The organism is Micromonospora sp. C97 (assembly GCF_018070385.1).
Lineage (GTDB): Bacteria > Actinomycetota > Actinomycetes > Mycobacteriales > Micromonosporaceae > Micromonospora > Micromonospora parva.
On sequence record NZ_JAGPXU010000001.1, the window covers coordinates 36,219 to 50,885 of the forward strand.

Sequence of the window (14,667 nt, forward strand, 5' to 3'; positions counted from 1 at the left end):
GCCAGGTCTCCCTACAGCTACTAGAAGGCGTTGACGCCGGTGAGCGCGCGTCCGATGAGGAGTTGCTGGATCTGACTGGTGCCCTCGTAGAGGGTGGCGACCCGGGCGTCGCGCAGGTACTTGCCGACCGGGTACTCGTCGATGTAGCCGTACCCACCGAACACCTGGACCGCGTTGTTGGCCGCGCGGACGGCGGCCTCGCTGGCGAAGAGCTTGGCCACCGACGCCTCGGTGGCGAACGGCTGGTCGCGGTCGATCAGGTCGGCCACCTGCCAGACCAGCAGCCGGGCCGCGGCGGTGTCCACAGCGATGGCGGCGAGCAGTTGCTGAACGAGCTGGTGCCCGGCGATCGGCCCGCCGAACTGGGTCCGCTGCCCGGCGTAACCGACCGCCGCGTCGAGGCAGCCCTGGGCGATGCCGACACACCCGGCGGCCACCGACATCCGCCCCTTGGCGAGGGTGGCCAGGGCCAGCCGGAATCCACCGCCCTCGGCACCGAGCAGCGCCGTGTCGGGCACGCGCACCTCGTCGAAGCCCAGCTCGCCGGTGGCCTGGCCGCGCAGGCCGAGCTTGCCGTGAATCTCCCGTCGGGTCAGCCCCGGACTGTCGGTGGGCACCAGGAACGCGCTGATCCCCCGGTGCCCCGGGCCGCCGGTACGGGCGAAGACCAGCGCCACGTCGGCGGTGGTGCCGTTGGTGATGAACGTCTTCCTGCCGGAGATCAGCCAGTCGGTGCCGTCGCGGACCGCACGGGTACGCAGTGCGGCCGCGTCCGAGCCGCTGTCCGGCTCGGTCAGCGCGAAGCAGCCGAGCGCGGTGCCGGCGCAGAGCTTCGGCAGCCACTCGGCCCGCTGTTCCGCGCTGCCGTTGGCGGCGATCGACTTCGCGACCAGGCCGAGGGAGACCGAGACGATGCCGCGCACCGCCGAGTCGCCCCGGCCCAGCTCTTCCAGCACCAGGCAGTACGCGAGGTGGTCGCCGCCGGACCCGCCGTCGGTCTCGGCGATGGTCAGCCCCAGGAAGCCCAGGTCACCGAGCATGCCGACGATGGCGGGGTCGACCGATTCGCGGCGATCCCAGGCGGCCGCGTGCGGCAGCAGCTCGCGGTCGGCGAACTCGGCGGCCAGCTGGCGGACCGCCGCCTGCTCGGCGGAGAGGGTGAGGTCCATGACGATCAAACTAGCGGTGATAGTTTAACGCGTCCAGACCGGAGGGTCACCGGTCCGAGGCCAGACCGACGTGCCGTTCGGCGGTGAACGCGCGGGCCAGCTCGGTACGCGACCGGATGCCCAGCCGGTGGAACACGTTGCGCAGGTGGTGATCGACAGTACGGGTGGAGAGGAACATCCGGGCGGCGATCTCCCGGTTGGTGGCGCCCTCGGCGACCAGCTCGGCGATCCGCAGTTGCTGGCCGGTCAGCAATCGTGCCGCGGGCAGGTCCGGCGGGCCGATCGACTCCCCCGCCGCCCGCAGCTCCGTGGTGGCCTGCTCGGCCCAGCACTCCACGCCGAGCAGGCTGAACATCTCGCGGGCCTGGTGCAGGTGCGTCCGCGCGTCGCGGGGGCGTCGGTTGCGGCGCAACTCCTGACCGAAGAGCAGTTCGGTGCGGGCCCGCTCGAACGTGCCGGCCTCTGTCGGGTGCAGCCGCAACGCCGCCTCGAAGTGTCGTTCCGCCTCGGCGCCACCCCGCGGAGCGAGCAGCGCGTGGCACCGCGCGGACAGGGCCCGGCGCAGCGGGCTCGCGGTGCTGCTGGCCCACCTGTCGAAGGCGGCGAGCGCGGCCGTCGCCGCCGGCCGGTGCGCCAGGTGCGCCGCCGCCTCCACCAGGTACGGGGTGGCCATCACCTGCACGAGGACCTGACCTCGACCGGTGCCGAGCCGGGCCAGCGACGCCAGCCGGTCCGCCGCCTCGGCGTGCCGGCCGTCGACCAGGTCGAGCACCGCCAGGGCCCACGCGGCGAGCGCGTGCGGACGGCTGCCCGGCGTCGGTGACTCGCCGATCTCCCGAATCCGCCGCAGGCTGGTGGCCCGGTCGGCCCGGATCGCGGCCAGCACGGCCAGCATGCCCAGATGGACGTTGGCGCAGTTGACCTGGCCGGTGGCCCGGGCGACGCGCAGCCCGTCGCGGGAGGTCTCCGCCGCCGCCTCGTGTCGACCCAGCCAGTATTCGGCGACCGCCCGCAGCTCCAACGCCCGCGACAGCATCGACAGCTCGCCCCGTTCCCGGGCCAGCTCGACAGCGCGCCCGGCGAGCCGGTGGGCCGCGCCGTCCACCGCCACCAGCAGCCCGGCCGCCGCGGCGCAGCTGAGCGCGGTGGGGGTCAGCGCCCAACCGGTCAGCCGGCCGCCCAGCACCACGGCGCGGCGCAGCGCGGGTCCGGCCCGCTCGTGGTCGCCCCGCAGGGTCGCCGCCACCCCGGCGACCAGACAGCCCATCACCTCCAGGGCCGGCGGGTCGTCCGGGCGCCGCAACGCCAGCGCACGGCGGCCGACCTCGGCGTAGCGGTACTGGTCGCCGGAGAAGCAGACCGCCTCACCGGCCCGCACCAGCCCGGTCAGGGCCAGGGCACGGTCGGTGCCGTCCACGGCCGCCGCGGCGGCCAGCAGCGTGACCGACGCGCCCGACGCGGTGCCGCAGCGCAGCTCCAGCTCACCGCGGAGCAGGTCGGCACGCGCGCGGACGACCGGATCGGGGCAGACCGCGCGGAGGCGGTCGAGCAGCAGCCGGGCCGCGTCGGGTTGCCCACCGGCCCAGGCGTAGCGGGCGGCGGTCAACAGCCGGGCGGCGGTCAACTGGGGTTGATCGCTCAACTCGGCGGCCCACCGCAGGGCCACCGACGCGGTGGCCCAGCCATCGGATCCGCCGACCGCGGCCTGTTCCAACTCGGCGGCGAGGGCCGGATCGGCGCCCGCCGTCGCGGCGGCGAGGTGCATCGCCCGGCGCAGCCGGTGCCCCTGCGCGACCAGCACCTCGGCGAGCAGTCGGTGCGCCGCGCGGCGCTCCGCGAGCGGTGCGCTGGCCGCGATCATCATGCGCACCAGCGGCTGCGGAAAGGTGACACCACGTTGCTCGACGCGGACCAGGCCGGCGACCTCCGCCGGGGCGAGCGCCTCGACCTCGGCGCCGGCGGCTGCGGCGGCCCGGATCAGGGTGCCCGGTGCGCCGTCCTCGTCGAGCGCGGCGAGCAGCAGCACCCGTCGGGTCTCCGGTGGCAGCCGGTCCAGCCGGGCCCGGTACGCCCGACCGAGCGCCCCGTCCGCCGGTGGCGCGGCGGGCAGCGGCTCCTCCCCCCGCCACTGCCCCGCGCTGAGCCCCTCGGCGAGGTCCACCAGGGCCTGCGGGTTGCCGCCGCCGGTCGTGGCCAACGCGGCCAGCGCCGACGCGGCCGGCCGTTCGGGGAGCCGGTCGACGCCCGCGCGCTCGGCGAGCCGACGAAGCCGGTCGGTGAGGACGGCGCTGCTCTCGTGCTCGGTCAGCGCCCGCAGCCGGTGCGCCGGTATCCCGTCGAGGTTGGCGGTGACGTCAGCGGTGAGCAGGACGGCCAGCGGCAGGTGCCGCAGTCGGCGGGCGACGAACGCGAGCACCTGCGCGGTCTGCGGGTCACCCCGGTCGACGTCGTCCATGGTGGCGAGCAACGGCCGCGTGTGGGCGGCGGCGGCGAGCAGCCCGAGCACCGCCATCGACAGCGTCAGTTGCCGGTCGGCCGGGCAGCTCTCCCCGGCCAGCGCGCGCCGCAGCAGTTGGCGCTGCTCGTCGGGCAGGTCGGCGGCATGGTGCAGCACCGGGTCGACCAACCGTTGCAGGCCGGCGTACGGCAGGGTGGCCTCCTCGGCGAGCCCACTGCCGACGAGCACGGTGCGGTCCTCGGCGTGCCGGTGGGCGTAGCCGATCAGCGCGGTCCGGCCCGATCCCGGCTCTCCGCGTAACAGCAGGGCACCGCCGGCGTTGGTCATGCCGTCGAGCAGGCTCCGGACAGCCCGGCACTCGTCGTCCCGGCCACGCAGCACGGTTAGTTGCACTCTTGATGCAGTAACCATGCCTGCCAGTGTTACCCATCGGAAACCGAATGGAAAGAGGGGGCGATATCGGGCCGGGCCGGAATCAGTCGGGCGTGACCTCGGCCAGCAGCGCGCCCACGGTCCGGGACATCACCGCGCGGGCCTGGTCCACGCCCAGACCGAGCCCGTAGCGCAGCATCGACCAGGCCTGCCAGGTGCTCGCCGCCACCAGGGCGTGCACCAACTGTTCCCGCCCCGGCCCGGCCTCGGCCAGCTCGACGGCGAACAGCTCCTCGACCTCGTCGCGGACCCGCTCGATGTGCTTGAGTTTGTTGCGGTGCAGCTGCTCGGAGACGGGCTCACGCATCTGGGCGGCCCGCGCCGACGGCGCGATGAGCTGGAGCAGCCGAGCCCGCTGGCGGCAGTACGCGTCGACCCGCTTCGCCAGCGGCAGCCCGGGTGAGATCGGCCGGTGTGCGGCGTCCTGCTGACGGAGCACCTCCGCGCCGCTGGCCTCGAAGAGCGTCTCCATGTCCTTGAAGTTGGTCCAGAGGGTGCGCAGCGAGATCCCGGCCCGCTCGGCGATGCGCTCGCCGGTCGGGCGGAGGTCACCCTCGGAGATGAGCGCGAGGTGCGCCTCGACGATGGCCGCGCGGGTGCGTTCGGCGCGGGCGGTGCGCCCGTCGACCCGGCCCACCACATCGACCCCGTCCATCCGCCCCCGCCCCCTCACCGCCATGGCGTCCCCCGACGCACCGCCGAGTCTAGACAGGGGCTGATCAGCGTTCCCGGACGCGCCACCGACGCCGTCATCCGGCCCGGCCGGTCAGCGAGACGCCGCCGTCGCACCGACCCACCCGCGCGCCCTCGGCGACGAGGCACTGGGCGAGGGCCGGACCGGTCCCCCGACCGGCGCCGGTGACGATGGCGACCCGGTCCGCGAGGCGATCCGAATATGCATTCACGGTGCAGATAGTAGGAGCGTCAATCGGCATCGGTCAACGCCTCGGACGGTCGCGCCGGCAGACCGCGTCAGCAACACGCGCGCAGCCGTCCGACCGGGCGTGGTCACGCGAACCAGCCCGGTCGGACGTCCGGACACCCCGGCTCAGGAGCCGGTCGGCACCCCGTTCGCCGGCGGCACCGCCGCAGGGGCGGTGTACTCGTTGACCGCCCCGTCGGCCTCGTCCGTCTCGTACGCCGGCCCGAAGTAGGTCTGCACTCCCCCGCTCACCCGGCTCAACCGCTGGCCGCCGTACCCGGAGTGGTCCTTCTCGGAGAAGCGCAGCGGCACCAGCCCGGGGCCCTGGAAGCCACCCTTCTGCACGGCGTCCAGCACCTTCTCCCGGGTGAGGTCCTTGCCGGCGGCGAGCAGCACCTGCACGAAGAGGTACCCGACCGACATGCCGTAGACGGTGTTGCCGTCGAACGGCGCGTCCCCGTTGTGCTCCTTGTTGATCTTCGTGAAGAGCTGGATCCACGGGTTCGCGGTGTCGTTCTGCATCGGCAGGTAGTTGGTGCCGACCATGCCCTCCAGCAGCGGCGCGGCGGCGCCGAGCTGCTTGGCCAGGGTCGGGTGGTCGGCGCCAACGTTGGAGACCAGCCACTGCGGCTTGAAGCCCAGCCGTGCGGCGGTGCCGATGGAGAGCGCGGTGAAGCCGGGCACCGTGGCGAGCACGACGACCTGGCAACCGGCCGCCTTGAACGCGCCGATCTGCGGCGCCACGTTGGTGTTGCTGGTGACGTACGTCTGCTTGACCGCCACGGCCGACGCACCGAGCACCTTCTCCACGCCGACCAGGCTGTCCCGGCCGAAGTCGTCGTCCTGCCCGAGGAAGCAGACCTTCTGACCAGCCAGGTTCGTCTTCGCGTAGGTGGCGAGGATCTTGCCCTCGACCGTGTAGTCCGGGTTGAACCCGAACGTGCCCGGATACTTGTCGGGCTGGTCCCAGCTGCGGCTGCCCGAGGCGACGAAGAGATCCGGCACGCGGTTGCTCTTGAGGAAGTCGAGCACCCCGGTGTGCGTCGGCGTGCCGAGGCCGTTGAGGACGGCGAAGACCTTGTCCTGCAGGACGAGCTGACGGACCACCTGCTGGGTGTTCGCCGGGTTGTAGCCGTCGTCCATGATCTTGTAGGTGATCTTGCGGCCGTGCACGCCACCGTTGGCGTTGACGTAGTCGAAGTACGCCTTCGTCGCCGGGGCGATCTTCGAGTAGCCGGCCGAGGCCGGCCCGGTCAGCGGCATGTGGGTGCCGACGGTGATCTCGGTGTCGGTGACGCCCGGCACCGGCGCCCCGCCTGAGCCGGGGCCGTCGTCACCGCCGCAGCCGGCCACGGCGATGAGCAGGGCAAGGGTGCTGGCGATCGCGAGGCCGCGATGCGCTTTACGGTGCATGGGAAACACCGACCTTTCTCGGTCCGGTTGTCTGGGGAACGGTGTGGTGGTGGGGCGCCCGGCCGAGGCCGGACCGAGGACAGCTCAGGAATGCCGGGTCGGCCGCCTGGCCAGCAGAGCCCGGCCGAGACGCGACAGCAGACCCTGCACACCGCCCGGGGCGGCGATCATGACGACGATCAGGGTGAGTCCGAAGATCGCCAGCGGGAGGTTGCCCTCCAGCCGCTGCGCCACCGCGGGCGAGAGCGTCAGCAGCTCGGTCAGCGAGTGGGTGAGATCGGGCAGGGCGACCAGCAGGACCGCCCCCCACAGCGCGCCGCTCAGTCGACCCAGGCCACCGATCACCACCGCCATCAGCAGGAACAGCGACAGGGTCAGCGAGAACGCCCCGGGTGAGACGCTCTGCGCGAGCACCGCCAGCAGCGCGCCGCCGAGCCCGGCGGTGGCGGCGCTGACCACGAACGCGAGGACCTGGGTGCGGGCCACGTGGATACCGGCGAGGCGGGCCGCCACCTCGTCGTCGCGGACCGCCCGGAAGGTCCGCCCGTACCGGCTGCGGATCAGGTTCGCCAGCAGCAGCAACGCCAGCAGGGTGGCCGCGCCGGTGACCCAGAGCTGCCACCGCTCGTACGGGAAGTACGCGCCGAGCGACAACGGCGGCGGCTCCACCGGCACCGACAACCCCTGCTCGCCGTTGAACACGCCGTCGAAGGTGACGGCCAGCGCCGGCACCACCACGGCCACGGCGAGAGTGACCCCGGCCAGGTAGGGGCCGCGCAGCCGGGCCGCGGCCACCCCGACCACCGCGCCGACCGCCACCGTGCTGACGACCGCCGCCGCCAGCGAGAGCGGCAACAGCCAGCCGCCGGTCATCCCCCGGTCGGCGAACGCGGTCTGGCACAGCGCCACGGTGTACGCACCGGTGGCCATCAACGCGCCGTGCCCGAGCGACAGTTGACCGTTGAGCCCGGTGAGGACGGTCAGCCCGGCGGTCGCGCAGAAGTAAGCAGCCACCGTGGCGAGCTGGAAGTTGCGGAACGGCTCCACGGAGTAGCTGACCGCCACCAGCAGCAACCCGGCGGCGAGCACGACCGCCAGGTGACGCAGCAGGGTCGAGCCGCGCCGACGGTCGGCCGGTCGGCCCGCCCCGACGAGCTGCTGTTTCGGCGGCACCGCCGCCCTGGTGGCGCTCACACCCGCCTCGCCGCGACCGGGGCGAACAGCCCACCGGGCCGGACCAGCAGCACCGCCAGCAGCAGGACCAGCACCGCGAGCGGCGTCAGGTCACTGCCGGCGTAACCACTCACGTAGGAGAGCAGCAACCCCACCACCAGGCCGCCGACCACCGCCCCCGGTGGACTGTCCAGCCCGCCGACCACCGCCGCGGTGAACGCCGAGACGAACACCAGGTCCATCGCGTGCGGGTGCAGGCCCAACTCGGTCGGAAGAACCAGCATGGCGGCCAGCGCGCCCACCCCGGAGGCGAGCGCCCAACCGAGAGTCAGCATCCCACCGACGTTGACCCCGAGCAGCCGGGACACCTCGGGGGCGAACGCCGCCGCGCGCATCCGCAACCCCACCGGGGTACGCGCGAACAGCCACGCCAGGCCGCTGACCACCACCCCGATCGTGGCGAAGACGAACAGGTCGTACGGGGACAGCACGGCGACGCCGCCCACGGTGAGGGCGGACCGGCTGAACGGGGCCTGCGCGGGGCGGAACTCGCTGCCGTACACCATGCCCAGCACGGCCTGGATCAGCAGCACCAGCCCGAGCGCGACGATCACCGGATTCAGCGGTGAGGCGTGATCGACGTGCCGCATCACCACCCGGTCCACCAGCGCGCCGAGCAGCAGACCGGCGACGATCGCGACCACGAAGCCCACCCAGTACGAGCCGGTCGCGGTGCTGACGGAGTAGGCGACGTACGCGGCGGCGACGGCCATCGCCCCCTGGGCGAAGTTGACGACCCGCGCCGCCCGCCAGATGAGCACCAGGGCCAACGCGAACGCGGCGTACACCGCGCCCCGGGACAGGCCGTCGACGGTGAGGAAGACGAAGCGGTCCAACAGTCCTCCCTCCGGGGGACGAGGTGGTGGTCAGAAACCGAGGTACGCATGGCGCAGGTCGACGTCGTCGCGCAGTTGCGCCGCCGGGGCGGCGATCACCACCCGACCGAGGGACATCACGACGCCCTGGTCGGCGACGGCGAGCGCGCTGCGCACGTTCTGCTCGACGAGCAGGACGGTCAGGCCGGTGCTGTCGCGCAGTTGGCGGAGCAGGGCCATGGTCCGCGCTACCACCCGTGGCGCCAGGCCGAGGGACGGCTCGTCCAACAGCAGCAGACGGGGTCGGCCGACCAGGGCCCGACCGAGCGCGAGCATCTGCCGCTCACCCCCGGAGAGCTGGTGACCCAGGTGCCGACGGCGTCGGGCCAGTGGCTCGAAGAGCTGGTAGACCTCGTCGAGAGCCCGTCCCGCGTCGGCCCGGTCACGCCGCCACAACCCGCCGAGCCGCAGGTTCTCGTCAACCGTCAGCTCGCTGATCACGCCCCGGCCCTCCGGGACGTGCGCCATCCCGCGACGGACGAGCTGCTCCACCGGCGTACCCCGAAGGTCCTCCCCGGCCAGCAGCACCTGGCCGGCGGTCGGGCGGATCATGCCGGACAGCGCGCGCAGCAGGGTGGTCTTGCCGGCGCCGTTGGCGCCGACCACAGCGGCGATCGTGCCGGCCGGGACGGTGAGGTCGATGGCCCGCAGCACGGGCGCGGCGCCGTAACCGGCGGCCAGCCCCCGCACGACGAGCAGATCGGTCCCGGTCACCGTGCCGCCTTTCGTTCGCGACTGCGGGGCTCGCAAACCCGGCTCACTCCTCGCGCTCACACCGTGCCGCCTTTCGTTCGCGACTGCGGGGCTCGCAAACCCGGCTCACTCCTCGCGCTCACACCGTGCCGCCTTTCGTTCGCGACTGCGGGGCTCGCAAACCCGGCTCACTCCTCGCGCTCACGGGGAGACCTCTTCCTCGACGGTGGCACCGAGGTACGCGTCGGTGACCGCCGGATCGTCGCGGACCTCGTCCGGGGTGCCGGCGGCGATGACCCGGCCGAAGTCGAGCACCACGATCTCGTCGCAGACGGCCATCACCAGATCCATGTGGTGCTCGACCAGGAGCACCGCACAGGGATCGGTGTCCCGCCGGGGCAGTTGCCGCACCAGCTCCGCCAGCTCGGCGATGTCGTCGGCGCCGAGGCCACCGGCCGGCTCGTCGAGCAGCAGCAGCCGGGGCCGGGCGGCGAGCGCGCGGGCCAGGGCCACCCGCTGACGTACCGCGAAGGGCAGGGTGCCCGGCGCGGCCTCGGCGTGCCCGGCGATGCCCAGCTCGTCGAGGATGGCCAGGGCGTCGCCGCGCAGCCGGCGCTCGTCGCGGTCACTGGCCGGCAGCCCGAGCAGCGCCGGGACGAAGCCGGCACGGGCGGTGTGCGACGCGCCGGTCATCACGTTCTCCACCACGCTGAGCCCGGCGAAGAGCCCGGTGCCCTGCAGGGTCCGGGCGATGCCGAGCCGGGTCAGCCGGTGCGGTCGGGGCCGCAGCGGCCGGCCGTCGAGGGTGAGCGAACCCGTCTCCGGCGCGACGAAACCACAGATCACGTTGAAGAGCGTGGTCTTGCCGGCGCCGTTGGGCCCGATCACGCCCACCACCCGGTTGGGTGGCACCCGCAGGGACACGTCGTCGAGGGCGGTGAGGCCGCCGAAACGGACGCCGATGTGGTGCAGTTCGAGGCCGCGCTCCATCACCCATCCCTCTGTCGTGGCGGGTGTTTATTTACACTCGCAGTGTACGTTTCTCGGGTATGGCGTCAAGACCTTCAATGCTCCCCCGAACAGGCGGACGGGGCGGCCGCCAACGGCGACCGCCCCGGTGACCGCCGTCAGGCGCTCGGACAGGTGTTGCGGTACTCCTGGATGGCCGAACCGCTCGGGCCGGGGCAGAGGAACTGCTCGTAGCGGGTGTCGTCGTCGACGAACCGCTTCAACCAGGCCACCATCTGCCGGGCGGTCGGCGTGTTGGTGGTCTGCGGGAAGAAGTGGCTCGCCCCGTTCAGCTCCAGGTACGCCTTCTCCGCCGAGGCCGGGATGCTGTTGTAGAAGGGCACCGAGTGCGTCGCCACCGGCGCGACGCTGTCGCTCTCCCCACCGATGATCAGGGTCGGCACCCGCAGCTCGGACCAGCTCTTGTCCAGGTTCCACGGCGCCAGTGGCACCGCTGCCTGCAACGAGGGCCGCGACGAGGCGGCCTCCAGGCTGCCCCCGCCACCCATGGAGTGGCCGGCCACAGCGAGTCGGCTGCTGTCGATCCGGGTCCGCACCGAGCTGCGTTCGGTGAGGTAGTCCAGCGCGGCGAGCAGCTGCCGGCCCCGGCTGTCCGGCTGGTCCAGCCGGGTGTTGGTCTCGATGCCGATCACCACGAAGCCGTGCGAGGCGATGCGCGGTCCGAGCCAGCTGATGCTCGACCAGCTGGCGGTGTAGCCGGGCGAGATGGCGATGGCGCCGAAGGTGCCCTCGCTGGTGCTGGTCGGGTAGTAGATGACGCCGCCGCCGAAGCCGGTGACGCTCAGCGAGGACACGCTCTGCGAGGCCGTGGCGAACGGGCCGCGACTGGCCTCCAGGATCGCGGTGGTCGGGGCCGGGCCCCGCTCGTACGGGCTCGCGGCCTGGGCGGCACCGGCCGAGCCGGCCACGACGCCGCCGGCGGCCAGAACGGCGGCCAGTGCGAACCGGGCTACGACGGAACGGGGACGGGTGGTGGTTGGTGAGGACACGTCGGGCACTCCCTAGAGTCGAGGGATATCGACGTGTGTCAGTTTCAGCCGCTCCGGCGGTCCCGGCATCGGCGAAATCACCAGTCCCCGCGCAGGATGCCGCGCCCAGATGTGTTTCGACCCTCTGACCAGGGGTAGCAGGGCAGGCGCCTGCCCGTACACGCGCCATGGAGAGGGTTCGTTCAGTGGATTCCAGCAAGCCCGCCGAGGCGGTCAAGAACGCCGTGAAGACCGCCTCAGGAAAGATCGCCGACGCCCTCACCCCGGACGTCCCCGGTGCGCCGGGGAGCGCGCCACCGCCCGTCGAGGAGCCGACGACGCCGCACGAGCCGCTGCCGCCGAAGCCGGAGCAGGGGGCACCGCAGACGCGGACGCCGACCGGGGCGGAAACCGGCGCGCCGGCGACCGCGAACGGTCAGCAGGGGGCGTACCTCACGACCGCGAACGGGGCGCGGCTGCGCGACACCGACCACTCGCTCAAGGCCGGCCCGCGCGGCCCGGTGCTCCTGCAGGACCACCACCTCCGCGAGAAGATCACGCACTTCGACCACGAACGCATCCCGGAGCGGGTGGTGCACGCCCGGGGCGCCGGCGCGCACGGCGTGTTCACCGCGTACGGCACCGCCGAGGCGGTCACCCGGGCCGGGTTCCTGAAGAAGGGGCGGGAGACCGAGGTCTTCGTCCGCTTCTCCACGGTGCTCGGTTCGCGGGGCTCGGCCGACACGGTCCGCGACACCCGTGGCTTCGCGACGAAGTTCTACACCGACGAGGGCACCTTCGACCTGGTCGGCAACAACATGCCGGTGTTCTTCATCCAGGACGCCATCAAGTTCCCGGACATCATCCACGCCGGCAAGCCGCACCCGGACCGGGAGATCCCGCAGGCGCAGAGCGCCCACGACACCTTCTGGGACTTCGTGTCGCTGCACACCGAGGCGCAGCACCACACCATCTGGAACATGTCCGACCGGGGCATCCCGCGTTCGTACCGGACGATGGAGGGCTTCGGTGTGCACACCTTCCGGCTGGTCAACGAGGCCGGGGAGACGGTGCTGGCGAAGTTCCACTGGAAGCCGAAGCTGGGTGTGCACTCGCTGACCTGGGAGGAGGCGCAGCTGCTCGGCGGCATGGATCCGGACTTCCACCGCCGCGACCTGTACGACGCCATCGAGGCCGGCGCGTACCCCGAGTGGGAGCTGGGCATCCAGGTCTTCCCGGACACTCCCGAGGAGACCTTCGCCGGCATCGACCTGCTGGACCCGACGAAGATCGTCCCGGAGGAGCTGGCCGAGGTGCAGCCGATCGGCCGGCTGGTGCTCAACCGGACGCCGACGAACTTCTTCGCCGAGACCGAGCAGGTCGCCTTCCACCTGGGTCACCTGCCGCCCGGCATCGACGTCACCAACGACCCGCTGCTGCAGGGCCGGCTCTTCTCGTACCTCGACACGCAGCTCACCCGGCTGGGCGGGCCCAACTTCGCGCAGATCCCCATCAACCGCCCGCACGCCGCAGTGAACGACATGCTGCGTGACGGCTTCCACCAGCACGCCGTGCACGCGGGCGTCGCGCCGTACCGGCCGAACTCGCTCGACGGCGGCAACCCGTTCCCCGCCGGGGACGCCGAGCACGCCTTCGTCGACGTGCCGGTCACGGTGGCGGAAGCGCCGAAGGTACGCGCCAACCCTGCCTCGTTCGACGACCACTACAGCCAGGTCCGCCTGTTCTGGCTGAGCATGTCGCCGGTCGAGAAGGAGCACATCATCCGGGCGTACACCTTCGAGCTGGGCAAGTGCTACCACCAGGCGATCAAGGAGCGTCAGCTGCAGAGCCTGGCCAACATCGACCCGGTGCTGTGTGAGCAGGTCGCCACCGGCCTGGGTCTGCCCGCGCCGCAGCCGAGCGTGCCGCTGGCCGACGTCGCGCCCAGCCCGGCGCTGTCGCAGGTCGGCCGGGAGTGGCCCAGCGACGGCCGTACCGTCGGGATCGTCGTCGACCCCGCCGGTGACCTGGACGGTGTCGACGAGGTCCGCCGGGCCGTGTTCGACGCCGGCATGGTGCCGCTGCTGATCGCCCCGCACGGCGGCATGGTGGGTGACCTGCCGGTGCAGCGCACCTTCGCCACCGGCCGGTCGGTCGAGTTCGACGCGGTCCTGCTGGCCGGAGCGCCGGCACCCGCGCCGGACGCCCTGCCCGCCCGCGACGCCAAGGCGGGCCGGCCGGAACCGACCACTGTCGACCCACGGGTGCTGCTGCTGGTCGAGGAGTGCTGGCGGCACGCGAAGGCGATCGGCGCCTGGGGCGCCGGCGTCACGGTGCTGGAGCAGGCCGGCGTCGCCGGCACGCCGGGTGTCGTCGCGGCGGGCTCGGGCACCGAGGCACTGACCGCGGTGCAGCAGTTGATGGCCGCGCACCGGGTGTGGGAACGATTCCCCGTCTCGGTCGCCTGACCTGACCGACCGACGAGGGCCGTCCTCCGCTCCACCGGGAGGGCGGCCCTCGTCGGTGTCCTGACTCTGTCGCCGGATCCACCGCGGCTGTCTCGTGTCGACACCGCCAGTCGCGGCCGCCGTCAGCCGATGTCGGCCAACCGGGGCAGCACCTCGTCGCCGAGCCGCTGGGCGAACTCGACCGGGTGCCGATCCGGCGTCACCTGCACCTCGCTCACGCCGAGCGCCGCGTACGCGGACACCTCGGCGAGGAACGCGTCGGTGTCGTCCAGCGGCGCCTGGGCGGCGACCACCGTCTTCTCGATGGTGTCGTAGTCGCGGCCCTCGGCGGCGCAGTGCCCGCGCAGCACATCCAGCTTGCGCGCGACGTCGTCGATGCCGGCGCGGCCGAACAGGTTGCAGGCGTCGGCGTACCGGGCCACCAGCAGCAGGGTCTTCTTCTCGCCCCCGCCACCGATCATGATGGGCGGGTGCGGGCGGCTCAACGGCTGCGGCGAGTTGATGGTCTCGGCGAGCTGGTAGTGCTTGCCGTTGAACGGGCCGTCGTCGGCGCTCCACATCTGCAGGCAGATGCGCAGCGTCTCCTCCAAACGCTCGAACCGTTCGGCCACCGGTACCACCGGCACACCCAGCCCGAGCTGCTCCCGCTCGTACCAGGAGGCGCCGATGCCGAGGCGGGCCCGGCCGCCGGAGAGTACGTCGAGGGTCGTCACGGTCTTGGCCAGCAATCCCGGGTACCGGTACATCACACCGGTGACCAGCACGCCCAGCGTCATCCGCTGGGTCTTCGCCGCGACGTAGGCCAGCGTGGTGTACGCCTCCAGCATCGGTTCGTCGGCCGCGAACACCGCGTCCATCTGGAAGAAGTGGTCCATCACCGTGAACGACGCGACACCGGCCTGCTCGGCGCTGGCGGCGGCCTGGGCCAGTGTCGGTGCGATGGCGGCCGGGTCGGCCGGGGTCGAGTAGTTCCAGTAGTGCAGCCCGAGCTTCATGTTCGGCACCTC

12 protein-coding genes are annotated in these 14,667 nt (G+C 72.7%); 1 reads left to right on the forward strand and 11 read right to left on the reverse strand.

What is annotated here, in order from left to right:
- Positions 1-20: 20 nt before the first annotated feature.
- The 10 genes from KBX26_RS00145 to KBX26_RS00190 all read right to left on the reverse strand — a co-directional run bounded on the left by KBX26_RS00145 (position 21) and on the right by KBX26_RS00190 (position 11,213).
- A complete protein-coding gene (locus KBX26_RS00145; protein ID WP_210864354.1) occupies positions 21-1,169 on the reverse strand; it encodes an acyl-CoA dehydrogenase family protein in 1,149 nt (382 codons plus the stop codon).
- A 46-nt stretch (positions 1,170-1,215) separates the two neighbouring features.
- Positions 1,216-4,020, reverse strand: coding sequence for an AAA family ATPase (locus tag KBX26_RS00150; protein ID WP_307857713.1), 2,805 nt, complete (start codon positions 4,018-4,020; stop codon positions 1,216-1,218).
- 82 nt (positions 4,021-4,102) lie between these two features.
- Positions 4,103-4,714 (reverse strand): TetR/AcrR family transcriptional regulator, encoded by a 612-nt coding sequence (locus tag KBX26_RS00155; RefSeq protein ID WP_030336992.1) that lies wholly within the window; start codon positions 4,712-4,714, stop codon positions 4,103-4,105.
- 94 nt (positions 4,715-4,808) lie between these two features.
- A complete protein-coding gene (locus KBX26_RS00160) occupies positions 4,809-4,964 on the reverse strand; it encodes a hypothetical protein (RefSeq protein WP_210864713.1) in 156 nt (51 codons plus the stop codon).
- 143 nt (positions 4,965-5,107) lie between these two features.
- Positions 5,108-6,394, reverse strand: coding sequence for an ABC transporter substrate-binding protein (locus KBX26_RS00165; protein WP_030336994.1), 1,287 nt, complete (start codon positions 6,392-6,394; stop codon positions 5,108-5,110).
- 84 nt (positions 6,395-6,478) lie between these two features.
- A complete protein-coding gene (locus KBX26_RS00170; protein ID WP_030336996.1) occupies positions 6,479-7,588 on the reverse strand; it encodes a branched-chain amino acid ABC transporter permease in 1,110 nt (369 codons plus the stop codon).
- The gene (locus KBX26_RS00175) at positions 7,585-8,463 is read right to left on the reverse strand and encodes a branched-chain amino acid ABC transporter permease (protein WP_210864356.1); all 879 of its coding nucleotides are present in this window, start codon (positions 8,461-8,463) and stop codon (positions 7,585-7,587) included. Before KBX26_RS00175 ends, KBX26_RS00170 begins: the two co-directional genes overlap by 4 nt.
- A gap of 30 nt (positions 8,464-8,493) precedes the next feature.
- Positions 8,494-9,216 carry an ABC transporter ATP-binding protein gene (locus tag KBX26_RS00180; protein WP_210858725.1) on the reverse strand — a complete coding sequence of 241 codons (723 nt, stop codon included), beginning with the start codon at positions 9,214-9,216 and terminating at the stop codon, positions 8,494-8,496.
- 180 nt (positions 9,217-9,396) lie between these two features.
- Positions 9,397-10,185 carry an ABC transporter ATP-binding protein gene (locus KBX26_RS00185; RefSeq protein ID WP_030337000.1) on the reverse strand — a complete coding sequence of 263 codons (789 nt, stop codon included), beginning with the start codon at positions 10,183-10,185 and terminating at the stop codon, positions 9,397-9,399.
- Between the two features lie 137 nt (positions 10,186-10,322).
- The gene (locus tag KBX26_RS00190; RefSeq protein ID WP_030337001.1) at positions 10,323-11,213 is read right to left on the reverse strand and encodes a lipase; all 891 of its coding nucleotides are present in this window, start codon (positions 11,211-11,213) and stop codon (positions 10,323-10,325) included.
- Between the two features lie 185 nt (positions 11,214-11,398).
- Between KBX26_RS00190 and KBX26_RS00195 the strand changes: the two genes are divergently transcribed.
- Positions 11,399-13,660 carry a catalase gene (locus KBX26_RS00195; protein WP_210864357.1) on the forward strand — a complete coding sequence of 754 codons (2,262 nt, stop codon included), beginning with the start codon at positions 11,399-11,401 and terminating at the stop codon, positions 13,658-13,660.
- Between the two features lie 122 nt (positions 13,661-13,782).
- Here KBX26_RS00195 and KBX26_RS00200 read toward each other — a convergent pair whose 3' ends face one another.
- Entirely contained in the window at positions 13,783-14,655 is an 873-nt protein-coding gene (locus KBX26_RS00200; RefSeq protein WP_030337005.1) for an LLM class F420-dependent oxidoreductase, read from the reverse strand.
- Between the last annotated feature and the right edge of the window lie 12 nt (positions 14,656-14,667).

Excerpts from the sequence above, each read along its gene's own strand:
- KBX26_RS00145 (WP_210864354.1), bottom strand. The coding sequence starts at position 1,169 with ATGGACCTCACCCTCTCCGCCGAGCAGGCGGCGGTCCGCCAGCTGGCC.
- KBX26_RS00155 (WP_030336992.1), bottom strand. The coding sequence starts at position 4,714 with ATGGACGGGGTCGATGTGGTGGGCCGGGTCGACGGGCGCACCGCCCGC.
- KBX26_RS00165 (WP_030336994.1), bottom strand. The coding sequence starts at position 6,394 with ATGCACCGTAAAGCGCATCGCGGCCTCGCGATCGCCAGCACCCTTGCC.
- KBX26_RS00185 (WP_030337000.1), bottom strand. The coding sequence starts at position 10,185 with ATGGAGCGCGGCCTCGAACTGCACCACATCGGCGTCCGTTTCGGCGGC.
- KBX26_RS00200 (WP_030337005.1), bottom strand. The coding sequence starts at position 14,655 with ATGAAGCTCGGGCTGCACTACTGGAACTACTCGACCCCGGCCGACCCG.